General features: G+C 73.6%; 25 protein-coding genes and 1 pseudogene. 9 read left to right on the forward strand and 17 right to left on the reverse strand.

Annotated features, from left to right (window positions below; genetic code table 11):
* Positions 1-85 precede the first annotated feature (85 nt).
* The gene (locus ABD993_RS18955) at positions 86-700 is read left to right on the forward strand and encodes a TetR/AcrR family transcriptional regulator (RefSeq protein ID WP_345419928.1); all 615 of its coding nucleotides are present in this window, start codon (positions 86-88) and stop codon (positions 698-700) included.
* Here ABD993_RS18955 and ABD993_RS18960 read toward each other — a convergent pair.
* From ABD993_RS18960 to ABD993_RS18990, 7 genes are read right to left on the reverse strand one after another with little or no spacing between them, the layout of a single operon-like run.
* Complete coding sequence (locus ABD993_RS18960; RefSeq protein WP_345419931.1) at positions 693-1,736, reverse strand: phosphotransferase family protein; 1,044 nt, start codon at positions 1,734-1,736, stop codon at positions 693-695. The genes ABD993_RS18955 and ABD993_RS18960 overlap by 8 nt on opposite strands.
* The gene (locus ABD993_RS18965) at positions 1,733-2,485 is read right to left on the reverse strand and encodes an enoyl-CoA hydratase/isomerase family protein (RefSeq protein ID WP_345419934.1); all 753 of its coding nucleotides are present in this window, start codon (positions 2,483-2,485) and stop codon (positions 1,733-1,735) included. Before ABD993_RS18965 ends, ABD993_RS18960 begins: the two co-directional genes overlap by 4 nt.
* A complete protein-coding gene (locus ABD993_RS18970) occupies positions 2,482-3,846 on the reverse strand; it encodes a class I adenylate-forming enzyme family protein (protein WP_345419937.1) in 1,365 nt (454 codons plus the stop codon). Before ABD993_RS18970 ends, ABD993_RS18965 begins: the two co-directional genes overlap by 4 nt.
* On the reverse strand, positions 3,843-4,766 hold the full coding sequence (locus tag ABD993_RS18975; RefSeq protein WP_345419999.1) for an SMP-30/gluconolactonase/LRE family protein: 924 nt from the start codon (positions 4,764-4,766) through the stop codon (positions 3,843-3,845). Before ABD993_RS18975 ends, ABD993_RS18970 begins: the two co-directional genes overlap by 4 nt.
* Complete coding sequence (locus ABD993_RS18980; protein WP_345419940.1) at positions 4,766-6,142, reverse strand: AMP-binding protein; 1,377 nt, start codon at positions 6,140-6,142, stop codon at positions 4,766-4,768. Before ABD993_RS18980 ends, ABD993_RS18975 begins: the two co-directional genes overlap by 1 nt.
* Before the next feature lie 11 nt (positions 6,143-6,153).
* Entirely contained in the window at positions 6,154-7,509 is a 1,356-nt protein-coding gene (locus ABD993_RS18985) for a phosphotransferase family protein (RefSeq protein ID WP_345419943.1), read from the reverse strand.
* Complete coding sequence (locus ABD993_RS18990) at positions 7,509-8,765, reverse strand: acyl-CoA dehydrogenase family protein (RefSeq protein ID WP_345419946.1); 1,257 nt, start codon at positions 8,763-8,765, stop codon at positions 7,509-7,511. The genes ABD993_RS18985 and ABD993_RS18990 overlap by 1 nt, the downstream gene beginning before the upstream one ends.
* 139 nt (positions 8,766-8,904) lie before the next feature.
* On the opposite strand from ABD993_RS18990, the pseudogene ABD993_RS36800 reads away from it, so the two are divergent.
* From ABD993_RS36800 to ABD993_RS19000, 3 genes and pseudogenes are all read left to right on the forward strand, one after another.
* Positions 8,905-9,012 (forward strand): annotated as a pseudogene (locus ABD993_RS36800) (enoyl-CoA hydratase); the annotation flags it as partial.
* A gap of 34 nt (positions 9,013-9,046) precedes the next feature.
* The gene (locus tag ABD993_RS18995; RefSeq protein ID WP_425569052.1) at positions 9,047-9,430 is read left to right on the forward strand and encodes an enoyl-CoA hydratase/isomerase family protein; all 384 of its coding nucleotides are present in this window, start codon (positions 9,047-9,049) and stop codon (positions 9,428-9,430) included.
* Positions 9,431-9,434: 4 nt separating this feature from the next.
* Positions 9,435-10,235, forward strand: coding sequence for a crotonase/enoyl-CoA hydratase family protein (locus ABD993_RS19000; RefSeq protein ID WP_345419952.1), 801 nt, complete (start codon positions 9,435-9,437; stop codon positions 10,233-10,235).
* Here ABD993_RS19000 and ABD993_RS19005 read toward each other — a convergent pair.
* Together ABD993_RS19005 and ABD993_RS19010 are read right to left on the reverse strand one after the other, a co-directional pair.
* Positions 10,232-10,741, reverse strand: coding sequence for a DUF6912 family protein (locus ABD993_RS19005; RefSeq protein WP_345419955.1), 510 nt, complete (start codon positions 10,739-10,741; stop codon positions 10,232-10,234). The genes ABD993_RS19000 and ABD993_RS19005 overlap by 4 nt on opposite strands.
* Before the next feature lie 2 nt (positions 10,742-10,743).
* A complete protein-coding gene (locus ABD993_RS19010) occupies positions 10,744-12,156 on the reverse strand; it encodes a WS/DGAT/MGAT family O-acyltransferase (protein WP_345419958.1) in 1,413 nt (470 codons plus the stop codon).
* A gap of 22 nt (positions 12,157-12,178) precedes the next feature.
* On the opposite strand from ABD993_RS19010, the gene ABD993_RS19015 reads away from it, so the two are divergent.
* The 3 genes from ABD993_RS19015 (at position 12,179) to ABD993_RS19025 (ending at position 14,566) form a co-directional block, all read left to right on the forward strand.
* On the forward strand, positions 12,179-12,931 hold the full coding sequence (locus tag ABD993_RS19015; RefSeq protein WP_345419961.1) for a TrmH family RNA methyltransferase: 753 nt from the start codon (positions 12,179-12,181) through the stop codon (positions 12,929-12,931).
* Between the two features lie 151 nt (positions 12,932-13,082).
* Entirely contained in the window at positions 13,083-14,294 is a 1,212-nt protein-coding gene (locus ABD993_RS19020) for an alpha-hydroxy acid oxidase (RefSeq protein ID WP_345419965.1), read from the forward strand.
* A gap of 44 nt (positions 14,295-14,338) precedes the next feature.
* Entirely contained in the window at positions 14,339-14,566 is a 228-nt protein-coding gene (locus ABD993_RS19025; RefSeq protein WP_345419968.1) for an antitoxin, read from the forward strand.
* A 65-nt stretch (positions 14,567-14,631) separates the two neighbouring features.
* Here ABD993_RS19025 and ABD993_RS19030 read toward each other — a convergent pair whose 3' ends face one another.
* Both ABD993_RS19030 and ABD993_RS19035 read right to left on the reverse strand, forming a co-directional pair.
* Positions 14,632-14,997, reverse strand: a complete 366-nt coding sequence (locus ABD993_RS19030) for an HAD-IA family hydrolase (RefSeq protein WP_345419971.1) — start codon at positions 14,995-14,997, stop codon at positions 14,632-14,634.
* 10 nt (positions 14,998-15,007) lie between these two features.
* Positions 15,008-15,436 carry a MarR family winged helix-turn-helix transcriptional regulator gene (locus ABD993_RS19035; protein WP_345419974.1) on the reverse strand — a complete coding sequence of 143 codons (429 nt, stop codon included), beginning with the start codon at positions 15,434-15,436 and terminating at the stop codon, positions 15,008-15,010.
* Between the two features lie 93 nt (positions 15,437-15,529).
* Between ABD993_RS19035 and ABD993_RS19040 the strand changes: the two genes are divergently transcribed.
* On the forward strand, positions 15,530-16,078 hold the full coding sequence (locus ABD993_RS19040) for an Rv3235 family protein (protein WP_345419977.1): 549 nt from the start codon (positions 15,530-15,532) through the stop codon (positions 16,076-16,078).
* A 22-nt stretch (positions 16,079-16,100) separates the two neighbouring features.
* Here ABD993_RS19040 and secA read toward each other — a convergent pair whose 3' ends face one another.
* The 6 genes from secA to mtrA form a co-directional block, all read right to left on the reverse strand.
* Positions 16,101-18,968 (reverse strand): preprotein translocase subunit SecA, encoded by a 2,868-nt coding sequence (gene secA / locus ABD993_RS19045; RefSeq protein ID WP_345420002.1) that lies wholly within the window; start codon positions 18,966-18,968, stop codon positions 16,101-16,103.
* Between the two features lie 261 nt (positions 18,969-19,229).
* The gene (gene hpf, locus ABD993_RS19050; protein WP_345419980.1) at positions 19,230-19,874 is read right to left on the reverse strand and encodes a ribosome hibernation-promoting factor, HPF/YfiA family; all 645 of its coding nucleotides are present in this window, start codon (positions 19,872-19,874) and stop codon (positions 19,230-19,232) included.
* Positions 19,875-20,027: 153 nt separating this feature from the next.
* The gene (locus ABD993_RS19055) at positions 20,028-20,891 is read right to left on the reverse strand and encodes a ComF family protein (RefSeq protein WP_345419983.1); all 864 of its coding nucleotides are present in this window, start codon (positions 20,889-20,891) and stop codon (positions 20,028-20,030) included.
* Positions 20,892-20,962: 71 nt separating this feature from the next.
* Positions 20,963-22,678, reverse strand: coding sequence for an LpqB family beta-propeller domain-containing protein (locus ABD993_RS19060; RefSeq protein ID WP_345419986.1), 1,716 nt, complete (start codon positions 22,676-22,678; stop codon positions 20,963-20,965).
* Positions 22,675-24,378, reverse strand: a complete 1,704-nt coding sequence (gene mtrB, locus ABD993_RS19065) for an MtrAB system histidine kinase MtrB (RefSeq protein WP_425569049.1) — start codon at positions 24,376-24,378, stop codon at positions 22,675-22,677. The genes ABD993_RS19060 and mtrB overlap by 4 nt, the downstream gene beginning before the upstream one ends.
* Positions 24,379-24,383: 5 nt before the next feature.
* A complete protein-coding gene (gene mtrA, locus ABD993_RS19070; protein ID WP_220187576.1) occupies positions 24,384-25,061 on the reverse strand; it encodes an MtrAB system response regulator MtrA in 678 nt (225 codons plus the stop codon).
* Between the two features lie 184 nt (positions 25,062-25,245).
* On the opposite strand from mtrA, the gene ABD993_RS19075 reads away from it, so the two are divergent.
* Complete coding sequence (locus tag ABD993_RS19075) at positions 25,246-25,881, forward strand: dTMP kinase (RefSeq protein WP_345419993.1); 636 nt, start codon at positions 25,246-25,248, stop codon at positions 25,879-25,881.
* Positions 25,882-25,936 lie beyond the last annotated feature (55 nt).

The following is a 25,936-nucleotide window of genomic DNA, read 5'->3' on the forward strand; positions in this document are numbered from 1 at the left end:
CCTCCCGCATCGCCTGATCGATCAATCGTTAAGTTAACACCGTGGGTGGACGGCCAGAAGGGTCCGCGCCCACTATCCTGCTGCGGTGAGCACCGCAGTCCCGACCGACGGCCCCATCCCCCGCGGAGGCGGCCGCGAGGCGATCGCGACCGCCGCCAGGGAGGTCTTCCAGGAGCGGGGGTACCACGGCGCCTCGATCCGGGACATCGCCCGCCGCGCCGGGCTCTCGCTCTCCGCGCTGTACTACTGGCACCCCAGCAAGCAGGACCTGCTCGCGGCGCTGATCCAGGAGAACACCCTGGACTACTTCCGGCGCTGCGACGAGGCGCTGGCCGGTGTCGGGGACGACCCGGCGACCCGGCTCGCCGCGCTGGTCGGCGCCACCGTGCTGTACCGGGTCGAGCGGCAGACCGAGAGCAACATCTCCAACCGCGAGTGGCGCAACCTCGAGCCCGAGCACGCCGAGCGGCTCAAGGAGCTGCGGGTCAAGGCGTCCACGATCTGGTCGGACATCGTCGATGCGGGCGTCGCGCAGGGCGTCTTCCACTGCGACGACCCGGTCGACGCCCGCCGCGCCGCGCAGGCGGCCTGCAACGCGATCGCCGAGTGGTACCGCCCCGAGGGGGCGGTGACCACCGACGAGCTCATCGACCACTACGTCAAGATCGTCCTGCGGATCGTGGACCACCGCATCAGCTGATCCCCGCCTCGGCGAGGGCGCGGCGGGCCGGTTCGGCCAGCAGCCTGCCCGCGGCCATGTCGGCGCGGATCCGCTCCAGGTGCCCGTCGTCCGCCATCACCCCGGCGAGGTACCGCGCGCGGACGCCCGCGGCGATGCAGGCACTGCGCCACCGGTGGAAGGCGACCCAGTACCCCAGCCCGGAGACGTCCCGGCCGGTCAGCTCGGCGTACCGGGAGACGACGGCGGCGCGGTCGCCGAAGCCGGGCACCGTCGTCGGGCCGGGGTCGGCGCCCTCGACGAGCTCGTCCCCGGGCTCGTGCCAGAGCGACACGAGGTACCCCAGGTCCGCCATCGGGTCACCGGTCGTGGACAGCTCCCAGTCGAAGACCGCGACGATGGTGCCGTCGGGGGCGAAGGACAGGTTCCCCGGCCGGTAGTCACCGTGCACGATCCCGCGGGACTCGGTCGGGACGTGCTCGGCCAGGACCGTGTGCACCTCGTCGAACAGGGCCAGCTCGGCCCCCTCGACGCCGGTGGCGCGCACCTGGTCGTGCCAGCGCGCGAGCTGGCGCTCCACGAACCCGCGCCGGGAGCCGGGCAGGCCCCGCTCGTCCGGGTCGAGGGCGTGCAGCGCCGCCAGCACCTCGACGGTCTGCTCCCCCGCCCGGGCCCGGGCCCGCGGGCTCAGCTCCAGCGCGTCCTCGACCGAGGCGAGCACCCGGCCGTCGACGAAGTCCATCACGGTGAACTCGGCGCCGGTGACCGCGTGGTCCGTGCAGTGCGCGCGCGGGGTCGCCACCGGCACCCCGGTGCCGACCATCGCCGACACGAACCGCCACTCCCGCCCCATGTCGTGGGCGGTGTCCAACACGTTGCCGACGGGGGGTCGGCGCAGCGCGTAGACGTGCCCCGCCGCGTCGGTGATCCGGTAGGTCAGGTTGGACCGCCCGCCCGCGACGAGCGTGAACTCGGCGGGCTCGGCGAAGCCGGGCAGGTTCTCGGCGAGCCAGCGGGAGACCGCGTGCGTCTTCAGGCCGGTCGGTGCGGCGGTCATCGGCCCACGTACCTCGGCTCGCGCTTCTCCAGGAACGAGGCGACACCCTCGCGGTGGTCCTCGGTCTCGACGAGCTCCCCGAGCCGGGTGCTCACCCACCGGCCCAGGTCGGACCAGTCCGGGTCCAGCGCCTCGCGCAGGCCCTGCTTGAGCGCCGCCACCGCCAGCGGCGGGTTCGCCGCCACCCGCCGCGCGAGGTCGAGCGCGGTCGGCAGCAGCTCCTCGTCGTCCACGACCCTGCCGACCAGCCCGATCCGGCCCGCCTCCTCGGCGGAGATCACGTCCCCGGTGAACAGCAGCTCCGCCGCCTTCTCCCGCCCGACGAGCTGGGCGAGCCGCGAGATCCCCGCGACGTCGCTGCACAGCCCGCGCTTGACGAACAGCTCGCCGAACCTCGCCCGCCGCGCCGCGACCCGGAAGTCCGCCATCAGCGCCATCTCCATGCCCCACCCGACGGCGGCCCCGTTGACCGCCGCCACGATCGGGACGGTCGAGGTGAGCAGTGCGCCCGCCGCCGGGGTCAGCCGCGGGGCGGGCCGCTCGGTGCGGTCCACCATCAGCTCGCGGACGTCGTCGCCGGAGCAGAACGACCGCCCCTCCCCGGTGATCACCAGACACCGCGCGGTCGTGCCGCGGACCAGCTCCTCGAGCTCGGCGTAGGTCCGGCGGCGCAGCGCGTTGTGCACCTCGGGTCGGGCGATCGTGATCACCCCCACGTGCCCGTCGACCTCGTACCCGACGTCCGTCATCCGTCGACCTCCCTGCGCAGCTCGCGCTTCAGTACCTTGCCGCTGGGTGTGCGCGGCAGCGGCTCCGCCCGGAACACGACGCGTTCCGGCACCTTGAACCCGGCCAGCCGCGCGCGCACGTGCTGCTGGAGCTCCTCGGCCGTGACCTCGGCCCGGGTGGTCACCACGGCCACGGCCTGTTCGCCGAGCCGGTCGTGCGGCACCCCCACGAGCGCGACGTCCGCGACCGCCGGGTGCTCGAACAGCGCCGCCTCGACCTCGGCGCAGTAGATGTTCTCGCCGCCGCGGATCACCACGTCCTTCATCCGGTCCACGACGTACACCCAGCCGTCCCGGACGACGCCCAGGTCACCGGTGTGGAACCAGCCGTCGGTGAAGGCCGCGGCGGTGCCCTCGGGGTTGTTCCAGTACCCCCGGACCACGTTGGGCCCGCGGAACCACAGCTCCCCGACCTCCCCCGGCTCGGCGTCCTCGCCGGTGCCGGGATCGACGATCCGGAGGTCCGCGCCCGGGACCAGGCGCCCCACGCTGTCCGGGTGGCTCACGTAGTCCTGCCCGCCGTTCGCGACGACGGCGCTGGTCGTCTCGGTGAGCCCGTACCCGTTGGCCGACGAGACCGGCGCGGCGAACTGCGTGTCCACCAGCCCGACGAGGTCGGGCGGGATCGGCGCGCCGCCCATGCTGAGCGCGGTCAGCGTCTCCAACCCCGGCTCGCCGACCGCCCGCTCCACGAACTGCCGCCCGACCGTCGGGACCCCCGAGACGCCGGTCAGGCGCTCGCGGCGGACGAGCTCGACCGCCTCCGCCGGGTCCCAGCGGTACTGCGTGACGAGCTTGCCGCCGGTCAGCGGTGTGAACGTGAGGCTGGTGATCCCGGCGATGTGGAACAGCGGGAAGGTGCACAGCCCGCCCGGCTGCGGCGCGGCCGGGTCCGGCTCGGGCGGGACCCCGCCATGGGCGATGGTCGCCGTGACCCGCGCGCCGAGCAGCGTGTTCAGGATGTTCGTGCAGTGGTTGCGGTGGGTCCCCACCGCCCCTTTCGGACGCCCGGTGGTGCCGGAGGTGTAGAGGATCGTGGCGTCGTCGTCCGGGTCGACCGGCACGTCCGGCAGCGGGGCGAGACCGCGGACCTGCGCGGCGTGCTCGGCATAGGTCACCCGCTCCTCGCCGTAGACGGTGAACACCCGCTCGCCCCAGGTCGCGGCGAGCTCCGCCAGCTCGCGCAGGGTGTGCGGGCCGCGCTCGTAGACCCGCCACGGCACCCCGCGGACCTCGGCGTCCACCAGCGCGAACTCGCCGCCGGGACCGGTGAGCCGGGCCGTGGTCTCCGCGCGGAGACTGCCACCGAACGTCGTGGTCATGCGCGGAACGCGAGATCGAGGCCGGGGTACGGCCACTCGGTGCGGTAGAGCCTGCCCCGGCCCGAGGACGTCACGAAGGCCGTGTGCGAGTCCCCGCCCGCGAAACACACGTTCGTCACGTACGGGTCCGCCTCGGGCACCGCGATCCGCCGGTCCAGCGTGCCGTCCGGCCGGATGACGCTGACCGCGCCGGTGATCAGCGTGGCGACGCAGACGTTGCCCGCGCCGTCGACACCCAGCGAGTCCAGCATCTGGTAGCCGCCGAAGCCGTGCAGCAGGTGGGCCCCGCCGGACCCGCGCGGCGGCCCGGCACACGGCCCGAGCCTGCCGGGCTCGGTCACCGCCCACTCCCAGACCCGGCCGGTCTGGGTCTCGGCGACGTAGAGCCGGGTGCCGTCCGGGGACAGCCCGACCCCGTTCGGCGTCATCAGCGGGTGCACGACCTCGGTGATCGACGAGCCGTCCGGACGGGCGTAGCAGAGCCGCCCGACGTCCATCTCGCGCCCGCGGTTCTTGCCCAGGTCGGTGAACCAGAACCCGCCCGCGGTGTCGAACACGATGTCGTTGGGGCCGTTGAGCGGGCGCCCGTCGACCTCGGTGTAGAGGGTGCTGACGTCCCCGTCGAGGGTGACCCGCTGGATGCTGCCGCCGCGGTAGTCCGCGGGCTGGTGGCCGGGGGCGACGAGCCCGTCGGGCCGGTCATGCCACTCGAAGCCGCCGTTGTTGCAGACGTAGAAGGCGCCGTCCGGGCCCACGGCCGCCCCGTTCGGGCCGCCGCCCAGCTCCGCGACGACGTCGATCTCGCCGTCCGGCCACACCCGCGACAGCGTCCGCCGTCGGATCTCGACCAGCACGACCGAGCCGTCCGCCAGCGCGACGGGTCCCTCGGGGAACCGCAGTCCCTCGGCGACCAGCTCCATCACGACACCACCTCCTCCTGGACCGCGACGAGCCTGCGCAGCTCGGGTTTGCCGACCTTGCCCGACGTCGTGCGCGGCAGCTCGGGCACGACCACCACCCGCCGCGGGATCTTGTAGCCCGCCAGGTGCCCGCGGCAGAACTCCCGGACCGACTCGCTCGTGACCGTATGCCCGTCGCGGGCCTCCAGCACCGCGACGACGAGCTCGCCCCAGACCTCGTCCGGCTGCCCGACGACGGCGGCCGCCGCCACGTCCGGGTGCTGGTGGAGGACCTCCTCCACCTCGCGGCTGTACACGTTCTCGCCGCCGGTGAGGATCATGTCCTTCTTGCGGTCGACGATGTAGTAGTAGCCGCGGGAGTCCCGTCGGGCCAGGTCACCGCTGTGGAACCAGCCGCCGTGCGTAGCCTCGGCCGTCGCGTCGGGGCGGTTCCAGTACCCCGCGCAGACCTGGTCGCCGCGGATCACCAGCTCGCCCACCTCGTCGTCCGGGGTGTCGTCGCCGTCGGGGTCCACGATCCGGACCGCGGTCAGGTACTGGGGCTTCCCGACGCTCGTGAGCAGGGACTCGTCGGACTCCAGGGCCCGGACGTGGTCGTCGGAGCCGTGGCTGATCACGTTGCCCGCCAGCTCCGTCATCCCGAAGCCCGTCTGGAACCGCACCTCGGGCAGCGCGGCCATCGCCTCGCGCAGCACGGCCGCGGGCATCGGCGCGGAGCCGTAGCTGATCCGGCGCAGCGAGGACACGTCGAACTCCGGGAAGCGGGGATGGCGCAGCAGCATCGCGAGCATCGTCGGGGCCACGGACGTCTGCCGCACGCGGTGGGTCTGCACCGCCTCCAGGAACCCGACGGCGTCGTAGCGGCGCAGCAGGACCAGCACGTCGCCCTTGAGATGGGCCATGGGCACGCCGTAGCCGGCGATGTGGCACAGCGGCCACGGCATCAGCGCGACGCCCGGATCGTGGTCGTGCTCCCAGCTGATCAGGGAGTTCATCACCGCGGCGACGACGTTGCGGTGGGTCAGCACCGCGCCCTTCGCCCGCCCGGTGGTGCCGGAGGTGTAGATCAGCCAGGCCGGTTCGTGCTCGTCCACGGCCGGGGGATCGACGTCGTCGCCGAGGAGGTCCGCCCAGCTCAGCGCCCCGTCCGCGGGACCGTCGAGGCAGACCAGGGTGCGGATCGACGGCACGTCCGCCATCGCCCGCCGCGCGGTCTCGAGGTACTTCAGCTCCGTGATCAGCACGGTCGGGGCGGAGTCGTCCAGGTTGAGCGCGACCTCGCGCGGGCTGAGCCGGTAGTCGAGGAACACCAGCGCCATCCCCGCCGCCGGGACGCCGTAGTAGGCCGCGACGTACTCGGGATGGTTCTTGAGCATTCCGAGCCCTCCTATCCGGGATACGTCAGGTACCTGGGGTTGGCGACGCGGAGCCGGTCGGTGATGCCCGCCCGCACGGCGGCCAGCAGCGGGGGGTTCTCGGGATCGACGAGCCCCTTCCGGATCGCCGTGGCCAGCTCCCGCTGGTCCGCGGCGCCGAACGCGGCCAGCCGGGCCTCGTGGCGGCGCTCCTGCGCGGGGCCGAGGGAGAGCTCGCGCGCCACGGTGTCGACGACGTTCGCCGCCACCCTGGCGTTGAAGCTGAGACGTCCTCCGGTGCCCGGCATGACGTCCTCGCGCAGGAACATCGCCACGGCGTCGAGCAGCTGGGCGGCGGTGGGCTGCCCGTGCAGGTCCGAGGGCCCGGCCGACTCCACTGCGGGCTCCACCGTGGGCTCACCGGCCGGGTGCCCCAGCGCCAGGAACAGGTCGTGCTCCTGCTCGCAGACCCGGCGGCCGATGGCGATCAGCTCGACGGACGGGACCGCTCCCGAGAGGTGCCGCTCGGCCATCCCCCGACAGCCGACCGCCCACCGCGCCGTGCCGTAGACCTGCCACCAGCGCACGGCCTCCGGGTCGGGGCGGGTGCCCGCGACCTCGGCGTACCCGTCGAGCAGGTCGTCCAGCGGGCCGTAGCCGCCGACCGCGGGCTCCTCGCCGAAGCGCCAGCACTTCACGCACAGCCAGCCGAGATCCTCACGCGGGTCGCCGCGGTGCACGGCCTCCCAGTCGAGGACGGCTTTCAGGCCATCCTCGGCGATGATCATGTTGCCGTTGCGGAAGTCCCCGTGCACGACGGTCTCGGAGACCTCCGCGGGTCGGTGGCGCTCCAGCCAGTGCAGCGCGATCTCCACCGACGGCAGCGGCTCGTCCAGCGCGTCGTAGGTCTCCCGGAGGTGGGTGAGCGGTTCGCGCTCCTCCAGCCCGGGGACCTCGGCGAGCGGGATCGCGTGCACCCGGGCCACCGCGCGTCCGAGCTCGGCGGCGAGCCGTGGACGGACGTCCGCATAGGCGGCGTCCCGCAGGAGCCTGCGGGCGATCGTCTCGCCGTCCACGTGCCGGGTGACCAGGTACGGCGCCCCGACGACGGCGGGGTCCGCCCCGTGGTCCACGAGGTGCGGGACGGGGACGCCCGCCCGTTCCGCGGCCGCGATCGCCCGCGCCTCGAGCACCATCCCCAGCGGACGATCCCTGGTGCCGGGCGGGTCGCGGCGCAGGATCAGCCGCTCCCCGTTCGCGGTGAAGGACCAGGTCTCGCGGCTGGCGCCCCCGGTGAGGCGGTGCAGCCCGCCGATCTCGACGTCCTTCCCCAACACCTCGGTGAGCCGGGCCGCGAGCTGTGCTGCGAGATCTGGAGCAGGCACCATCAGCGCACCTTGTTCGGGCCCGCGAAACCGAAGAGGTAGCCGGCGACCTTGCGCATCTGGATCTCCTCCGCGCCCTCGGTGATCCGGTAGCGGCGGTGGTGGCGGTAGATGTGCTCGAACGGCGTGTGCCGCGAGTACCCCAGCCCGCCGTGCACCTGCATGGCCCGGTCCGCCGCCTCGCACACGAACCGGTTCGCCCGGTAGTTGCACATCGAGACCTTGTCGCTGATCTCCATGTGCGGCACCCGGTCCAGCTCCCAGGCCGTCTTGCGCACCAGCCCGCGCAGCATCTCCGCCTCGGTCTGCAGCTCCACCAGCGGCCACTGGATCGCCTGCCGGGTCGCCAGCGGCGCTCCGAAGGTCACCCGCTCCCGCGCGTACGCCACGGCCCGGTCGATGCAGAACTGCCCCGCCCCGACCCCGGACGCGGCCTGCCGGATCCGGTTCTCGTGGACGAACGTCTGTGCCACCGCCAGCCCCATGCCCTCCTCGCCGAAGATGGCCGAGCCGGGGACGCGGACGTCCCGGATGGAGACCTCGGCGTGGTCGGTGGGCATGTTCAACGTCCACCAGTGGAAGTCCACCGAGAAGCCCGGGGTGTCGGTCGGCACGAAGAACGCCGTGATGCCGCGCCCGTCGCCCGCCTTGCCACTGGTGCGGGCGAACACCACGTCGTGGGCGGCCGAGTGCATCCCGGAGTTCCAGCGCTTGGCGCCGTTGAGGATCCAGTCGTCCCCGTCGCGGACGCCGATGGTCTCCATCCACGTCGCGTCCGAGCCGTGGTCGGGCTCGGTCAGCCCGAACCCGATCCGGCTCCGCCCGGTGAGCATCGGCTCCATGTACTCGGCCTTCTGCTCCTCGGTGCCGAAGGCGAGCAGCATGTGCGCGAACGGGAAGTTCCCGACGACCGACGACTCGTTCTGCAGGTCGTTGTGCAGCCCGAGGCCCTTGCGCGCGAGGTGCTCCCGGATCACCGCCATGTCGAAGTTCGAGCCGTCCTGACCGCCCACCTCCTTCGGCAGCGCGTAGCGCAGCCAGCCCGCGGCGTCCGCGCGGCGGCGCATCTCACGCAGCAGCTCCTCCCACTCGGGCCGCGGCGTACCGCCCGCCTCGAAGTCCGTGCGAGCCCACTCCCGTCGATGGTCGAAGAAGCGTTCGTTGTCGTCCTGCGCCTGCAGCGGCACGATCTCCCGCTCGATGAACGCATCGATCTGGTCGAGCTTCTGGGTCAGCTCCACCGGCAGCGCGAAATCCACGAGCCCTCCTTAACGATCGTTCAGCTAGGATTGCACCGGCGACGGGGCCGACGGAAGGGGTGGCGTGGAGGAGATCCGCTACGAGGTGGGGTCGGGAGTGGCCACGCTGACGATCGACCGCCCGGCCCGGAAGGGGGCGATGACCTACGCCATGGTGGCGGAGTTCACCGACCGGATCGATGCCGCGGGCGCGGATCCCGACGTCGCTGTGCTCCTGGTCACAGGCGTCCCGGGCAGCTTCTGCGCAGGCATCGACCTGGCGGACCTGGCGAGCCGCTCGCCTGACGACCGCGGCGGGGTCCGACACGGGGGCCGGCAGCTGGCTGCTGCCCCGCCAGATCGGCACGCCCGCGGCGCTGCGGCTGCTCTACACCGGGGACGACCTGGGTGCGGACGAGGCGGTGGCGCTCGGGTTCGCCGCCGCGGTGCACCCGTCGGACGAGCTGGAGAAGGCCGCCCGCGAGCTGGCCGAGCGGATCGCCACGGCATCACCGTTCGCGCTGGCGCGCACCAAGCAGCTGGTCCTCTCGGGGGCCGGCCGGACCATGACCGATCACGTGGTCGCGACGCGCGAGGCCCTGGCCGAGTGCTTCGCGTCCGAGGACCACGCCGAGGGGGTCGCCGCGTTCCTGGAGCGGCGGCCCGCCCGGTTCACGGGGAGGTAGGCACGTGCCCGAACAGCGGGTGACCGTCTCGATCACCGAGGGCGTCGCCGACGTCCGACTGGCCCGGCCGGAGAAGCGCAACGCGCTGGACCCGGCCATGTTCGCCGGGCTGGTGCGGACCGGCGAGGAGCTGGCCCACGAACCCGGGCTGCGGGCGGTGGTGCTCTCCGGCGAGGGCCCGGACTTCTGCGCCGGCCTGGACTTCGGCTCGTTCCAGGCGATGCGGGACGGGCAGCGGCTCTCCGCGACCGCGGACCTCGCGCCCACCGACGGCCCGGCGCAGGCCTCCGGTCAGCGCGCCGCGCACGTCTGGACGGCGCTGCCGGTCCCGATGATCGCGGCCGTGACCGGGAACGCGCTGGGCGGCGGGCTGCAGATCGCGCTCGGCGCGGACATCCGGATCGTGGCGCCGGACGCCGTGCTCGCGGTCCTGGAGATCCGCTGGGGCCTGATCCCGGACATGACCGGCACGCAGGTGCTGGTCGAGCTGGTCGGTCGGGAGCGGGCCAAGGAGCTGACCTTCACCGGCAGGCGGCTCAGCGGCACCGAGGCCGTCGAGCTCGGCCTGGCCTCCCGCGTCGACCCCGATCCGCGCACGGCCGCGCTGGCCCTCGCCCGCGAGATCGCCGGCGTCAACCCGGACGCCGTCCGCGCGGCCAAGCGCCTGCTGGAGAGCTCCGGGCGGATCCCGCTGCGCGATCAGCTGGCCGCCGAGCAGAAGGAGATCGGCGCCCTCATCGGCAGCCCGAACCAGCGCGAGGCGGTGGCGGCGGGCTTCGAGAAGCGCGCCCCGGTGTTCGGCTAGAGGTCGCCGAGGTCCACGAGGAACGCGATCTCCTCGGGGCTGTACCAGGCCAGCTCGTGGTCCTCGGCCTCGCCGACCAGGAACTCCGCGTCCAGGTCGCCCAGGTCGGCCTTGTCCACGACGCCCGCGGCCTCGCGGACCGCGTGCTCGGCCTCCTCGTGGTCCACGTGCACCGCCGCGATCGCGGACACCGGCACCGGACCGGTGATCCGGACCGCACCGTCGTCCAGGTCCGGGCGCAGCGTGACGTCGTCCAGGTCGGCGGCGACCACCACCCGCCGGGCGGCGACCGCCTCGCCGAGGCCGAGCTCGACCGCGAGCAGCCGCAGCGACGCCCGGGCCGCCTCGGTCATCGCGGCGTACTCCAGCTCCTCGTCGTCCCCGCTGACGTAGGCCTCCCGCAGCCGCGGGGTCAGCGCGAACGCCGTCCCGCCGATGGGGTCGAACTTCCCCGACTTGACCAGCTTGCGCAGCATCGGCCAGGTCCCCGGGAGGTAGATCCTCATGGTCACCTCTCCTCTCGGCTCGCGGCCAGCAGCTCGTCCAGCGCCTCGTCGACCATGCCCGCGAGCACGTCCACGTCCGCCATCCCGTCCCGGTCGCCGTTGAACCCGTAGTACACCGACCCGTCGTAGCTCGTCAGCCCGATGGACAGGGCCTGTCCCTTGGCCAGCGGCACGACGGGGAACATCTCCAGCATGCGCGCTCCGGCGGCGTAGAGGGGGAACTGGGGCCCCGGGACGTTCGTCACCACCAGGTTGAAGATGTGCCGCGAGATCCCGCTCGCCGCCCGCGCGCCGAGCGCGTGCAGGGTCGGCGGGGCGAACCCGCCGATCCGGACCAGGGTGTCCGCGCCGACGTTGCGGCCGGTCGCGGTGTGCTCGCGCATCGCGTGCGTGACGTGGTGCAGCCGCACCACCGGGCTCGGCTCGCCGACCGGCAGGTCCACCAGGAAGCTGGACACCCGGTTGCCGAGCGTCCCCACCGAGCTGGGGACGTCCGCGTCCCCGCGCACGGACATCGGCACCATCGCGCGCACCGTCGACCCCGAGGTCACGGGCTCGCCGCGGGAGAGCAGCCAGCTGCGCAGGGCCCCCGACACCACGCTCAGCACGACGTCGTTCACCGCGCAGTCGCGCGCCGCCCGGATCGCGCGGTAGGCCTCCAGGTCCGTGCGGGCGATCGCGTACCGGCGCTGCGTGGAGATGGCGACGTTGAGCGGGGTGCCGGGCACCGGCCGGGACGCCGCGCGGGCCATGGTGAGCAGCTTGGTGGCCATGCCCGCGACCTTGGTGGCGGTGGCGACGGCGTCCCCGGTCGCGGCGCGGACGTTGTCCACGATCTCGCCGGGCCGGGCCACCGCGTCCCCGATCGCCTCGGCGACCAGCCGGACGTCGCTGGGCTCCGGCCGGGGCATCCAGACCTCCTCGACCCGGGGCCGCGCCTCGGGCGAGACGTCCAGGATCACCTGGGAGAGGTCGATCGCCGAGATCCCGTCCACCATCGCCTGGTGGGTCTTGGTGACGACGGCGACGCGCTCGTCCGCCAGCCCCTCGACCAGGTACATCTCCCACAGCGGGCGGGTGTGGTCCAGCGGCCGCGACATCAGCCGGGCGACCAGGTCGCACAGCTGCTCGTCCGTGCCCGGGCGGGGCAGCGCCGAGCGGCGGACGTGGTAGGCCACGTCGAAGTCGGTGTCGTCGATCCACACCGGCCGGGCCAGGTTGCCGGGCACGTACCGGACCTTCTGCCGGTACCGCGGGACCAGCGAGATCCGCTGCTCGACGAGCCGGACCAACCGGTCGTAGTCCAGCCCGTCCTCACCCCGCCGGAAGACCGCGACCCCACCGACGTGCATCGGGGTGGTCGGCTGCTCCAGGTAGAGGAAGGACGCGTCGAGCGCGGAGAGCCGAGGCGGCATGGGTCGATCCTAAGCTCACGGGGTGACCGTTTCCCCGAAGGACGCCTTCATCACCGTCTACGGACGCAAGCCCGTGCTCGAGGCGCTCGCGGACGACGCGCTGGCCGTGGACAAGGTGCTGATCGCCGAGGGCTCCCGCGGGGACGCGGTGCGCGAGATCGAGCAGGCCGCGCGGCGCCGCGGGGTCCCGGTGCAGCGGGCGACCGCGCACCGGGTGAAGGTGCTGGCGGGCAACGGGCGGCACGACCAGGGCGTGCTCGCGGACGTCGTGGCCCCCCGGATGGCGCCGGTGTCGGTGTTCCTGCGGGACCTCGGCACGCGGCGGCCCGCGTCGGTGCTGGTGCTGGACCGGGTGACCAACCCGTCGAACGTCGGGATGATCCTGCGGACCGCCACGGGCGCGGGGCTCGACGGCGTGCTCCTCCCCCGCCGCGGCACCCCCGCGATCGACCCCCTGGTGATCAAGGCGTCGGCCGGGGTGGCGTTCTCGGCGCCGGTGCTGCGCTCGGCGACGGCGGAGGAGGGACTCGCCGAGCTGCGCGAGGCCGGCTTCGGCGTCTACGGGCTCGACGCGGGCGGCGAGTCGCTGCTGGACGCCACCCTCCCGCCCCGGGTCGCCCTGGTCCTGGGCAACGAGTCGGACGGCCTCTCCGCGAGCGTCCGCCCGCTCCTCGACGGCGTGCTGGCGATCCCGCTGTTCAGCGGCGTGGAGAGCCTGAACGTGGCCAGCGCCGCGGCGGTCGCCGCCTACGAGCTCCTCCGCCGCCGCCCCTGAGGTTGCACGTTTCGTGCGCTCAGCGCTGCAAGATCGCGAGTTGGGTGCGGTCAGCGCTGTCCGCACCGCCCTGTGAGCATGTTTCGTGCTCACAGCGCATCTCCCGCCGAGCACGTGTCGTGCGCTCGCTCCGCGGTCTAGCCTCGGGCCCATGGTCCAGCGTCGGATGCCCCGCCCCAGCGAGCTGCTGCCCCTGCTCAAGCCCGCGCCCTTCGTGCGGGACGCGACGGCGCGAAGGCTGCGGCGGGCCGCGTCCATCGACGACCTGCGCACCATCGCGCGCCGGCGCACCCCGCGCGCCGTGTTCGACTACACCGACGGCGCCGCGGACGGCGAGCTCTCGCTGAACCGGGCCCGCGCCGCCTGGAACCGCGTCGAGTTCACCCCGACCGTGCTGCGGGACGTCAGCACCGTCGACCTCGGCCGGGACATGCTCGGCGCCCGTTCCGCCCTGCCGTTCGCCTTCGCACCCACCGGGTTCACCCGCATGATGGGCAGCGAGGGCGAGCCCGCCGTCGCCACCGTCGCCGCGCAGGCGGGCATCCCGTACACGCTCTCGACGATGGGCACCACGACGATCGAGGACATTCCCACCGCCGCGCGCCGCTGGTTCCAGCTCTACCTCTGGCGGGACCGGGCGTTCGCCAAGGACCTCGTCGAGCGCGCCGCCGCCGCCGGCTACGACACCCTCATGCTCACCGTCGACACCCCGGTCGGCGGCAACCGCCGCCGGGACGTCCACAACGGACTCTCGATCCCGCCCGCACTGACCCTGCGCACCTTCCTCGACGGCGCGCTTCACCCGCACTGGTGGTTCGACCTGCTCACCACCTCGCCGCTGACCTTCGCCTCGCTGGAGTCGACCGAGGGCACGGTCGCCGACATGATCAACCGGGTCTTCGATCCCGCCCTCACCATGGACGACGTCGCGTGGCTGCGTGGCGCCTGGCCCGGCAAGCTGATGATCAAGGGTGTACAGAAGGTCGACGACGCCCGCCGAGTGGTCGACGCCGGCGTCGACGCCGTGCTGCTGTCCAACCACGGCGGCCGCCAGCTCGACCGCGCCCCGGTCCCGATCGAGCTCGTCGAGCCCACGGTGGACGCCGTCGGGGACCGCGCGGAGGTATACGTGGACACCGGGATCACGCACGGCGCGGACGTCGTCGCGGCGATCGCGCTGGGGGCGCGCGGCGCACTGGTGGGGCGGGCGTACCTGTACGGGCTGATGGCGGGCGGTCAGGCGGGTGTCGCCAAAACGGTGGAGATCCTGACCGGCGAGATCACCAGGACGCTGCAGCTCATCGGCGTGACGGCAGTGGATCAGCTGCGCCGAGAGCACGCCCGCCTTCGCCCGATCGGGTGAGCTCCGACGTGCGCGCGCCCGCGTGGGGGTCCAAGCTCCGCCCCATGGGATTTCTGGACAAGGCGAAAGACCTGATCAGCCAGCACGACGACAAGGTCGACCAGGGCCTCGACAAGGCCGGTGAGGCGGCGAAGCAGAAGTTCGCCGGGCACGAGGAGCACATCGACAAGGGTGTGGACTTCGCGCAGCAGCGGACCGGCGCCGGCGACACCACGGCTCCGCCGCCGCCCGCGCCGGAGGGCGAGGAGCCCCCGCCCCCGCCGCAGCCGTAGCCGTAGCCGTAGCACCGTCGCGCCGCCTCCCCCGGGAGGCGGCGCTGCTGTTCGACGCCGCAGGCTCACCAGTCGAGCAGGATCTCCAACTCGCGCAGGGTGGACTCCGGATCGGTGTGCCGCACGCCGACCGCCCCGGCCGCCCCGGCACCCCGGACGTTGACCGGCAGGTCGTCCACCACGACGCACTCCGCGGGCTCGAGGCCCAGCATCTCCGCCGCGCGCCGGAACGCCGCCGGATCGGGCTTGCGGACACCGCCCGCCCCACCCAGGACGACGACGTCGAACTCGCCCCGGAACTCCGTGGGCACCGCGTGCGCATCGGACAGCAGGGCCACGCGCAGGCCCGCCGACCGTGCCCGCCGGGGCAGACCCGCCATCTCGGGGCCGTCGGTCAGCACGCCGCCGTAGTCCAGGATCAGCCCGCGCATTCGCGTCACGCTACCGGCCGACGGCGGCCACCAGTCGCTCCAGCTGCTCCCGGGTGGCCCGCTCCCCGGGCCCCGGACCGGGCAGGACCGCGCGCACGGCCGCGTCCACCGCCGCCTGCGCCGCCGTCCGCCGCGCCGCGCCGCGGGCCGTGAGCGTGACCCGCACGATCCGGCGGTCGGCCTCGTCCCGGACCCGCCGCAGGTCCCCCCGCCGCTCCGCCTCGTCGAGTACGGCGGTGAGGGTGGCGGGCGCGACGCCGACCTCGGCGGCGAGGTCCCGCTGGGCGGGCGCGGGCCGACCGTGCGCGGCGAGGGCGCAGAGGACGTCGAAGGCGGTGGTGGACAGGCCGTGCTCGGCCAGGACCCGCCTGCGGAAGCGGGTCACGGCGGCGCCTGCCCGGACCACCAGCCGGTCCAGGGGTTCCGGGGTGGAGGGCACCGGCGAAGCGTAGGTCGCTTCGGGTCCCGACGATGTGGGAACGAACGAACTCGTCCCCGTCCGCCGAGCCGACGCGCGGCCCAGGCTCGGGCCATGACGCTCACCGCACCCCCCGTCGTCGAGCCGCGGTTCGTGTGGGTCCGGTACGAACCGGACCCCGAGCCCGCCGACGAGCCGGATGTCGACGTCCCCGCGCCGCGGGGTCCGCAGCGCCCGACCGCACCCCAGCCCTCCCACCCGACGGCGGTTCGAGCACCCCGCACCCGGGCCCACCGCCCCGACCGGCTCACCCCGCTGGTCCCCGGGTCGGTGCGCGCCGGAGCGCGGGAGGCGGCGGCGCGGCGCCGGGCGGAGATCGTGGTGCGGATCGCGTTGGAGGTCGTCGACGGCAGGCGGCCCGTCGAGCACCTCGTGCCGTACGCCGCGCCGGGCGTGCTCCGGTACGTCGTCGCCGGCGTGCCCGGTCGCTCCCGGGACGAGGGCGCCCCGGCGCTGCGCTCGCTGCACTGCAGGCTGGTGGGGCGGGCAGCGGCCGAGGTCACGGCCCTGTGCCGCTTCGGCCCGCGCTACCGCGCCCTCGCCGCCCGCCTCGACCTCACCCCGACCGGCGACTGGCGCTGCACCGCCCTCCGCGTCCTGTGAACCGCGGTCTCGGAAAGCCCGGTCAGGCCTGCTTGCGCCGCTCCTGGCGGCGGCGCTCCGCGCGGTTGCCCTGCTGGGGACCGCCCTGCTGCGGACGGGGCTGCCGCGAGCCGCCGCCGCGGGGCTGCTGGCCGCCGTTGCGCGTGACGACCTCCCCGTCGTCGCTCGGGCCGCTGTAGCTCAGGCCCTGGGTGGGCGGGCCACCGCGGAACGCGGCGGAGAGCACCGAGGTGGGCGTGTCGTCCGGCGAGCCGTTCGGGCCCTGCGCCGCGGGCACCCGCGGGATCCGGCTGGTGGCGGGCTCCGCCGCGGACGGGGTCTCGGCGACCGCCGCCACGGCGGGCGGGGCCTCGGGTGCGGGGGCCGCCTCGGTGCCCGGCGCGGGGACCTCCTGGATCTGCACCGCGACGTTGAACAGGTGCCCGACGGTCTCCTCCTTGATGCCCTCGAGCATCGCGGCGAACATGTCGAAGCCCTCGCGCTGGTACTCGATGACCGGGTCCCGCTGGGCCATCGCCCGCAGCCCGATGCCCTCCTTGAGGTAGTCCATCTCGTAGAGGTGCTCGCGCCACTTGCGGTCGATGACCTGCATCAACACCTGGCGCTCGAGCTCGCGCATCCCGCCCTGCGGGCCGATGAGGCTGTCCATCTCCGCCTCGCGGGCGGCGTAGGCGCGCTGGGCGTCCGCCAGGACCGCCTCGGTCAGCGACTCCTTGCTCAGGTCGTCCAGGTCGTCCGAGTCCGCCAGGTCCTGCCACTTGATCGAGATCGGGAACAGCTGCCCGAGCGCGGTCCACAGCTTCTCGAGGTCCCAGTCCTCGGCGTAGCCCTCCGACGCGGCCCCGTCGACGTAGGCGGTGATCACGTCGCCCAGCATGTTGCGGATCTGGTCGCCGATGTCCTCGCCGTTCAGCACCCGCTTGCGCTCGTCGTAGATGACCTTGCGCTGCTGGTTGAGCACCTCGTCGTACTTCAGGACGTTCTTGCGGATCTCGAAGTTCTGCTGCTCGACCTGCGTCTGCGCGCTGCGGATGGCCCGGGTGACCATCTTGGCCTCGATCGGGACGTCCTCCGGCAGGTTGAACCGGTTCATGATCGACTCGACCATGGCCCCGTTGAACCGGCGCATGAGCTCGTCTCCGAGCGAGAGGTAGAACCGGGACTCACCCGGGTCGCCCTGCCGACCCGAGCGGCCGCGCAGCTGGTTGTCGATGCGCCGCGACTCGTGCCGCTCGGTGCCGAGCACGTACAGCCCGCCCGCCTCGCGGACCTCGTCCGCCTCGGCCGCGACCTGCTTCTTCATCTGCGCGAGGACGCCGTCCCACGCCGCCTCGTACGCCTCCCGGTGCTCCACCGGGTCCAGCCCGCGGCTGCGCAGCTCGAGATCGGCGAGGAAGTCCGGGTTGCCGCCGAGCATGATGTCCGTGCCGCGACCGGCCATGTTGGTCGCGACGGTGACCGACCCCGCGTGCCCGGCCTGCGCGATGATCATCGACTCGCGCTCGTGCTGCTTGGCGTTGAGCACCTCGTGCGGTACCTGGCGCTGCACCAGCAGCTTCGACAGGTACTCGGACTTCTCGACGCTCGTGGTGCCGACCAGCACCGGCTGGCCCTGATGGTGCTTCTCGGCGATGTCGTCCGCCACGGCCTCGAACTTGGCGGCCTCGGTCTTGTAGATCAGGTCCGGCTGGTCCTTGCGGACCATCGGCCGGTTCGTGGGGATGACCACGACGTGCATGCCGTAGGTCGTGTGCAGCTCGGCCGCCTCGGTCTCGGCGGTACCGGTCATGCCGGAGAGCTTGTCGTAGAGCCGGAAGAAGTTCTGCAGGGTGATCGTGGCCAGGGTCTGGTTCTCGGCCTGGATCGTCACCTTCTCCTTGGCCTCGATGGCCTGGTGCATGCCCTCGTTGTAGCGGCGGCCTGCCAGCACGCGGCCGGTGAACTCGTCCACGATCAGGACGTTGCCGTCCCGGACGATGTAGTCCTTGTCCTTCTTGAACAGCTCCTTGGCCTTCAGGGCGTTGTTCAGGTACCCGACGAGCGGGGTGTTCGCGGCCTCGTAGAGATTGTCGATGCCGAGCTGGTCCTCGACGAAGGTCACACCCTCCTCGGTGACGCCGATGGTGCGCTTGCGCTCGTCCACCTCGTAGTGGCGGTCCTGCTGCAGCAGCGGCGCCATCCGCGCGAACTCCTGGTACCAGCGCGCGCTCTGCTCGGCGGGCCCGGAGATGATCAGCGGGGTGCGGGCCTCGTCGATGAGGATCGAGTCCGCCTCGTCCACGATCGCGAAGTTGTGCCCGCGCTGCACCATGTCCGCGGAGTTCCACGCCATGTTGTCGCGCAGGTAGTCGAAGCCGAACTCGTTGTTCGTGCCGTAGGTGATGTCCGCGGCGTACTGCTCGCGGCGCTGCGACGGCGTCTGCTCGGCGAGGATGACGCCGACCTCGAGGCCGAGGAAGCGGTGGATGCGGCCCATGTTCTCGGCATCGCGCTTGGCCAGGTAGTCGTTCACCGTGACCACGTGCACCCCGTCGCCCGAGATGGCGTTCAGGTACGACGGCAGGGCGCAGGTCAGGGTCTTGCCCTCACCGGTGCGCATCTCGGCCACGTTCCCCAGGTGCAGCGCGGCGCCACCCATCAGCTGCACCGGGAAGGGCCGCTGGCCCAGCGTGCGCTTGGCCGCCTCGCGGACCGCGGCGAAGGCCTCCGGCAGCAGGTCGTCCAGCGACTCGCCCTCGGCGTAGCGCGCACGGAACTCGTCGGTCTTCGCACGCAGCTCGGCGTCCGACAGCGGCTCGAACTCGGGCTCGAGCGAGTCGACGTGGTCGGCGATCCGGCCGAGCCGCTTGACCAGCTTCGTCTCACCGGCACGGAGCACGCGGTTCAGCAGGGACGGCACTGATCGACCTCATTCACATCGCGGTGTCGGGCGGCGGCGGGCGACCGGGGGGCCGTCGACCGGGGCGGGGTGCCGACACCCGGCACGCGCCCGGACCCATCGTAGCCACCGGCGCGTCGCCGCCTCACCGTGCAACGACCCCGGACCCGTACGGGTTCCGGGGTCGTGTGCGGTGGCCGCGGTGGGCGGGCGTCGGGGCGCGACGAGCTGTCGCCACCCCGACGCCCTTCTTCGGAGGGATCCTGGCCGGTGTCAGCCGCCGAGGCGGATGACGCCGTAGTCGTAGCCGCGACGCCGGTAGACCACCGACGGGGTGCCGCACTCGGCGTCGGCGAAGAGGTAGAAGTCGTGCCCGACGAGCTCCATGCGGGAGAGGGCCTCGTCGATGCTGATCGGCTCGTCCGAGTGCATCTTGCGCCGCACGATGCGGCCGGGCAGGTCGTCCGGTGGCTCGTCCTGCTCGGTGTGGAGGTGCTCGGTGTGGGCCCGGGGCTCGGGGATGAGGTGCTCGAGGCGCTGCTCCTCGAGCTCATGCTCGAGCACGGCGACGGCCGCGGGCCCACCGCGACCGGCCATGACGCGCGAGCGGCGGTCGTTGAGCCTGCGCCGGTCGTGGGAGCGCCGCAGCCTGCTCTCCAGCTTGCTGATCGCGCAGTCCAGCGCGGCGTAGAAGTCCTGCGCACAGGCCTCGGCACGGGCGACGGGCCCGCGGCCCCGCCCGGTGATCTCGACCCGCTGACAACTCTTGGACTGCCTGCGGTTCGGCTCGTGGAAGAGCTCGACCTCCATACCGACGATCTTGTGGTCGTACCGTTCGAGCCTGGCCAACTTCTCCTCGACGTGGACCCGGAAGTGCTCCGGGACCTCCACGTTCCGGCCGGTGACGACGATCTCCACTCGACTTCCCTCGCTCTCCGTGCGTACTCGGCGGCGTTGGGGGTGGCTTCGGGTGTGCCCGGCCGGCGATCGGCCGGTGCCGTGGCGGGGGTGATGTGCACCCCCGGGGACCCGAAGCGGATGCTCGGTGTTCCCCTCCCGTTGTGGCGTGGGTTACGTGTGCCAGGCACGGTAGTGCGCATCACGGTTCGGCGACAGTCCTGAGCGGTGAGTGACAACGGGTTGGGCGAATTCGGTGGATGACCTTCCCTTGACCTGCGAAAACCCGTAGTTTGGTGAGGTTGTCGCGAGGATCGGAACCCCTCGGTGGCGGCGGTCCGAGCGCCCGCTCGCGTCGCACAGCACCGCCGCGCCTGAGACCCGGACCCCGATCTCCGCGAGGGTCCGCGCACAGGCCCGCAGAGTCGCCCCGGTGGTCACCACGTCGTCCACCAGGAGCACCGGGACGGGTGGGTTGTCCTGTGACCGGACGTGTACGGCGCGGGCGAGGTTCGCGGCACGGGCAGCCGCGTCCAGCCCGAGCGAGTCCCGCGCGCCGCGCCGCAGGCCGAGCAGTGGCCAGGTCTCCGCGTGCCCGATCCGCGCGCACAACCTGCGCACGTGGTCGCCGCCGCGCGCCCGCGCCGCGGCGGGCCGCGACGGCGCGGGCACCAGCACCGCACCCGGCGGGACGAGCGCGCCCAGCAGGGCCGCCAGCGGCGGAGCCAGATCGCGGCGGCCGCGCTCCTTGTAGCCGAGCAGCGCGGTGCGCAGCGGCCCGCGGTACCGCCCCGCGGCCAGCACGACGGGCGCCTCCGGCAGCACGAGCCGGTGTGGCGACGGCAGCACCGCCGCACACTCGGCGCACCACCCGACGACCGGTCGCGACCCGGCCGAGCCCGCGTGGTCCGGCCCCGCCCTCGCGCGCCCGCGGTCCGGTCCGCTCCCCGCCGCCCGCACCGGGGGTGCCCCGCATCCCCCGCAGGCCGCGGGCAGCACCAGGTCGAGCAGAGCGGCGAGGGACTCCCGAGTGGTCATGGCCCCACCCTGCACCGCGGCCCCGACCACCTCCCGCGATCGGGAGGTCCCGGGGCCGAGTTGTCCACAGGTCACCCGGGGTAGAGCGGGATCCCGTCCGGCGCGGCCCCGAGCACCTGGCGCCAGCTGTCCAGTTCGCCGCCGTCGAAGCTCCAGATCCCGCCCTGGTCCGCGACCAGGAACGGCCTGCTCGACGCCGCCGACACCCCGCGCAGCGGCGGGGTGAGGTTGCTGCTCGGCACCAGCTGCAGGGTGAGCCCGTCCGAGGACACCAGCGAGACCGGCCGGTCCGCCCGCGTGCTGACCACGATCAGCGACTCGTCCGCCCGCCAGTCCACCCCGACGACCCCGCCGAGGTCGGTGGGTCGCAGCGTGCGCACGTTCCGCACGGCCACGTCCCCCTCGGGGCCCCGGACCACGGCCCCGGTGAACAGGCCGCCGCCGACGACCGCGGCGACCCGCAGCCCGTCCCGCGACAGCCGCAGGTCGGTCAGCGGCCCCAGCTCGGTCAGCTCGGACACGCTGACCTGGCCGGTCCGCACCACCCCGGTCCCGTCCACGGTCACCCGGGCCACGACGTCCCCGTCCAGCACCGTCCAGACCTCGCCGCCCGTCGGTGTCCAGGTGGGCCGCGACATCGACCCCGCGGACAGGGAAACGGCCTGCAGCTCCCCGTCCGCGGGCCCGACCAGCAGCCGCCTGCGGCCGCCGTCTCGGGCCACGGCCGCGACACGGACGCCGTCCGCGGTGGTGGCCGCCGCGGCGATGTCGAACGCCCCGTTGCCCGCCTGCCCCGCGACCGGTTCGCCGGAGGGCAGTCTGCGCAGCCGCCCGCCGGACACCGCCAGCGCGGGCACGTCCGCGCCCGGCTGCACCGTGGCCGAGGTGCCCGCCACGGCGTCCACCGTGAGGTCCTGGACGCCGGCCAGCAGTGGCGCGCCGTCGACCAGCAGCCGCACCCGCGGGATGTTGATCTCGGCGAGGGTCTGCACGAACTGGGCCGCCATCAGCCTGCGCCGCTGTTCGTCCAGGTCACCGACCTGCGTGAGGTCCACGACGAGGGTGCCGTCCGGCGCGTTCGTGACGTTGGTCCGCAGCCGGGCCGACGCCGGGACCATGGACTCGGCCGCGTTGCGCAGCGCGGGCGAGGGCCCGGTGAGCAGCATGTCGACCGCCCGCGAGGGCAGCGCCTGGGCCGGGACCGCGGGCAGGTACCGCAGGTCCGCGACGGTGGCCCGGCGCACCGGGTCCACGAAGTACCCCTTCACCGTGCGGTAGTTGGCGCGGAAGTCCGAGAGCCGGACCAGCACTCCTCCGGGGAGCCGGTCGATGCGCCACTGCCCGTCCGCTCGGCGGACCGTCACGTCGATCTCCACCGGGGCCTCGGCGGGCTCGAACGCGCCCAGCGAGTCCAGTGTGCCGACGCGGTCGCCCCGGATCCGCACCGTCATCAGGTCCGGGTCGGTGCCGCTCGTGGGCGGGTAGACGGTGTCGAACTGCTCGGCGAGGACGGTGAGCGACGCGGCGTCGTCCCAGCCCTCGCCCGCGGCCGGGGTGAGGAACCGACGGGCGGCGCCGTGCCGGTCCACCGTGCTGCCCGAGGCGTAGACGAAGCCCCGGACGAGGTCGAGCGGGTTGGTGCCGTCGACGGGGCCCGCAGGCAGGTCCGGTGTGCCCCCCTCGGTGACCTTGCGCAGCACCTGCACCGACGACTCGCCCGGCACGCTCGCACACCCGGCGACCAGCGCGGACAGCACCAGCAGCAGCACCAGCAGCGGGCGCCTCACGGCTCGGCCCGCTCGGCCTCGGAGGTGGCGTCCACCGGGATCGGCGTGCCCCACGGCGGCGTCGGCACGGACGCGGGCATGGGGTGTCCCGCCGCGGGGTCGTCCCCCTCCGGCTGCAACGGCAGCGGGCTGGACTCCAGCAGGTCCCCCTCGGTGCGCGGCAGGGTCAGCCGGAACGCCGACCCGCGGCCCGTCTCGCCCCAGGCCTGCAGCCAGCCGCCGTGCAGCCGGGCGTCCTCCAGGCTGATCGACAGCCCCAGCCCGCTCCCGCCCGAGCGCCGCGCCCGCGACTCCTCGGCCCGCCAGAACCGGTTGAACACCAGCCCGGCCTCCCCCGGCCGCAGCCCCACGCCGTGGTCGCGGACCACGACCGCGACCGCTCGCTCGTCCCCGGCCAGCGTGACGTGCACCGGCCTGCCCTCGCCGTGGTCGATCGCGTTCGCGACGAGGTTGCGCACGATCCGCTCGACGCGCCGCGAGTCCACCTCGGCGTAGACGTCGCCGGGCAGGTCCAGCACGAGCGGGGTGCCGGACTCCTCGGCGAGCCCGCGCACCGCCTCCACCGCCCGCGAGACCACGTGCCGCATGTCCAGCCGGTCCGTGCCCAGCTCGGCCACGCCCGCGTCCAGCCGGGAGATCTCCAGCAGGTCGCCGAGCAGCGTCTCGAACCGGTCCAGCTCGTTGACCAGCAGCTCCGAGCTGCGGCGCAGCGCGGGGAGCAGCTCGTCCCGCGAGGCGTAGAGGACGTCCGCGGCCATCCGGACGGTGGTCAGCGGGGTGCGCAGCTCGTGCGAGACGTCCGAGGTGAACCGGCGCTGCAGCGCGCCGAACTCCTCGAGCTGGCGGATCTGGGTCTGGATGCTGCCCGCCATCTCGTTGTACGACTCGAACAGCCGCGCGACCTCGTCCTCGCCGTGCACCGGCATGCGCTCGTCGAGGTGCCCCTCGGCGAAGCGCTCGGCCACCTCGGCGGCCTGTTTCACCGGCCGCACGACCTGCCGCGTGACGAGCGAGGCGATCCCCGCGAGCAGCAGCAGCAACACGAGCCCGCCGACGATCAGCGTGCTCTGGATCAGCCCGAGCGTGCGCTGCTCGGCGTCCAGCGGGAACATCAGGTAGAGCTGCAGCTCGCGGCCCGCGGTGCGCACCGGCTGTCCGACGACGAGGGTCGGGATCCCGTCCACCGTCGCGTACTGCGTGGTCAGGGCCCCGCTGGCCACGGCCTGGCGCTGCTCGGCCGAGACCGCGTCCAGGCCCCCCGCGGAGATCTCCGGACCGGACCCGGTGCCGGTGGTCAGCGCCGCGCGGAACTCGCCCGCGGTCGGGGCGCCGGACTCCGCAGTGGACTGGTTGGTGAGCCGGTCCAGCGCGTTGTTCAGCGTGCCCTGGGCGCCCTCGCGGTCCGGGTCCACCCCGGACAGGTCACGCTCGGAGACGACGCGCGCGGACTCGGCCTGGATGACGGCCGCGTCGAACTTCGCCTGGATCAGCCGGTCCGCGATCTGGGTCTGCAGGACCAGGCCGAGCACCAACACCACCGCCAGCGACAACGCGAGCGTGGACACCACGACCCGCAGCTGGAGCGACCGCCGCCAGGCGGTCAGCACCGCCGCGCGGACCTCGGCGAACAGCACCGCGCCCGACGCGGCCGTCCGCCGCGCCCAGCGGGCACCGGGCAGCCCGGCGATGAACGTCCTCACTCAGATCACGGGGGTCCGGCCTTGTACCCCACACCGCGGACGGTCAGCACGACCTCGGGGTGCTCCGGGTCCTTCTCCACCTTCGACCGCAGCCGCTGCACGTGCACGTTCACCAGCCGGGTGTCCGCGGCGTGCCGGTAGCCCCAGACCTGCTCGAGCAGCACCTCGCGGGTGAAGACCTGGCGCGGCTTGCGGGCGAGCGCCACGAGCAGGTCGAACTCCAGGGGCGTGAGCGCGATCCGCTCGCCCTGCCGGGTGACCTGGTGGGCGGGCACGTCGATGTCCACGTCCCCGATGGTCAGCTGCTCGGCGGGCTCGGTCTCGGTGCGCCGCACCCGCGCCCGGATCCGCGCGACCAGCTCCTTCGGCTTGAACGGCTTGACCACGTAGTCGTCCGCGCCGGACTCCAGGCCGAGCACGATGTCCACGGTGTCGCTCTTCGCCGTGAGCATCACGATCGGCACGCCGGACTCCGCGCGGATGGCCCGGCAGACGTCGATCCCGTTCATGCCGGGGAGCATGAGGTCCAGCAGCACGACGTCCGGTCGCATGTCCCGCACGGCGGGCAGCGCCCGGGTGCCGTCCCCGACCACGGCGGTGTCGAAACCCTCGCCCCGCAGGACGATGGTCAGCATCTCGGCGAGGGCCGGGTCGTCGTCGACCACCAGAACGCGCGACTTCATGCGGTGCAGCATCCCACCCCGCCCCGACACCGCCGTTCGCGCCCCGAACTGCACCCACCCCGCGGCGCTGCCGCGACCGGCTTCGCGGTCCCACGTGGCGGGATGGGCACCCGTCGGATCGAGGGGCTGGGTGTCCGCGCCGCCGGGGGCCCGAGTCCACTGAGGTCGGGCTAGGGTCGTCGGAATGGGGCGGCTGATCGTGATCGAGGGGCTGGACGGCTCCGGCAAGGCCACGCTCACCGCGCGCCTCGTCGCCGCGCTGCGCGGTAGCGGCTCGACCGTCGCCACCCTGGCCTTCCCCCGCTACGACGCGGACGTCCACGCCCAGCTCGCCCGGGACGCGCTCTACGGCGGGATGGGCGATCTCGGGGACTCGGTGCACGGCATGGCCCTGCTGTTCGCGCTGGACCGCCGAGACGCCGCACCGGAGCTGCGGGAGCTGCTCAGCGGGCACGACGTCGTGCTGGTCGACCGGTACGTGGCCAGCAACGCCGCCTACAACGCCGCCCGGCTCGAGCAGGCCGCGGACGGCGAGGTCGTGCGGTGGGTGAAGGACCTGGAGGTCGCCCGGTTCGGGATCCCCGTGCCGGACCACCAGCTGCTGCTCGCCACCGACCGGGAGGTCGCGGCCGAGCGGGCCCGCCGCCGCGCCGAGGTCGACCCCACCCGCCGCCGGGACGCCTACGAGTCGGACGACTCGCTCCAGACCCGCACGGACGCCGTCTACCGGCAGCTGGCCGCGCAGTCCTGGCTGAGCCCGTGGACGGTCCTGACCGGCCCCGTCGACCCCGCCGCCCTCGCGGCGAGGCTCCTGACCTAGACGAGTAATTCCTAACGGCGTGGCTGCCGGGGATATGGCAGGAGGGTGTTGAAGG

The organism is Pseudonocardia xishanensis (assembly GCF_039541715.1).
Taxonomy (GTDB): domain Bacteria; phylum Actinomycetota; class Actinomycetes; order Mycobacteriales; family Pseudonocardiaceae; genus Pseudonocardia; species Pseudonocardia xishanensis.

Excerpts from the sequence above, each read along its gene's own strand:
- ABD993_RS18975 (WP_345419999.1), bottom strand. The coding sequence starts at position 4,766 with ATGGAGCTGGTCGCCGAGGGACTGCGGTTCCCCGAGGGACCCGTCGCG.
- ABD993_RS18985 (WP_345419943.1), bottom strand. The coding sequence starts at position 7,509 with ATGGTGCCTGCTCCAGATCTCGCAGCACAGCTCGCGGCCCGGCTCACC.
- ABD993_RS19075 (WP_345419993.1), top strand. The coding sequence starts at position 25,246 with ATGGGGCGGCTGATCGTGATCGAGGGGCTGGACGGCTCCGGCAAGGCC.
- mtrA (WP_220187576.1), bottom strand. The coding sequence starts at position 25,061 with ATGAAGTCGCGCGTTCTGGTGGTCGACGACGACCCGGCCCTCGCCGAG.
- ABD993_RS18960 (WP_345419931.1), bottom strand. The coding sequence starts at position 1,736 with ATGACCGCCGCACCGACCGGCCTGAAGACGCACGCGGTCTCCCGCTGG.
- ABD993_RS19040 (WP_345419977.1), top strand. The coding sequence starts at position 15,530 with ATGACGCTCACCGCACCCCCCGTCGTCGAGCCGCGGTTCGTGTGGGTC.
- ABD993_RS19010 (WP_345419958.1), bottom strand. The coding sequence starts at position 12,156 with ATGCCGCCTCGGCTCTCCGCGCTCGACGCGTCCTTCCTCTACCTGGAG.
- ABD993_RS18965 (WP_345419934.1), bottom strand. The coding sequence starts at position 2,485 with ATGACGGACGTCGGGTACGAGGTCGACGGGCACGTGGGGGTGATCACG.
- ABD993_RS18970 (WP_345419937.1), bottom strand. The coding sequence starts at position 3,846 with ATGACCACGACGTTCGGTGGCAGTCTCCGCGCGGAGACCACGGCCCGG.
- ABD993_RS19030 (WP_345419971.1), bottom strand. The coding sequence starts at position 14,997 with ATGCGCGGGCTGATCCTGGACTACGGCGGCGTGCTGACCGACGGCCCC.
- ABD993_RS19025 (WP_345419968.1), top strand. The coding sequence starts at position 14,339 with ATGGGATTTCTGGACAAGGCGAAAGACCTGATCAGCCAGCACGACGAC.
- ABD993_RS19055 (WP_345419983.1), bottom strand. The coding sequence starts at position 20,891 with ATGACCACTCGGGAGTCCCTCGCCGCTCTGCTCGACCTGGTGCTGCCC.
- ABD993_RS18980 (WP_345419940.1), bottom strand. The coding sequence starts at position 6,142 with ATGCTCAAGAACCATCCCGAGTACGTCGCGGCCTACTACGGCGTCCCG.
- ABD993_RS19005 (WP_345419955.1), bottom strand. The coding sequence starts at position 10,741 with ATGAGGATCTACCTCCCGGGGACCTGGCCGATGCTGCGCAAGCTGGTC.
- ABD993_RS19020 (WP_345419965.1), top strand. The coding sequence starts at position 13,083 with ATGGTCCAGCGTCGGATGCCCCGCCCCAGCGAGCTGCTGCCCCTGCTC.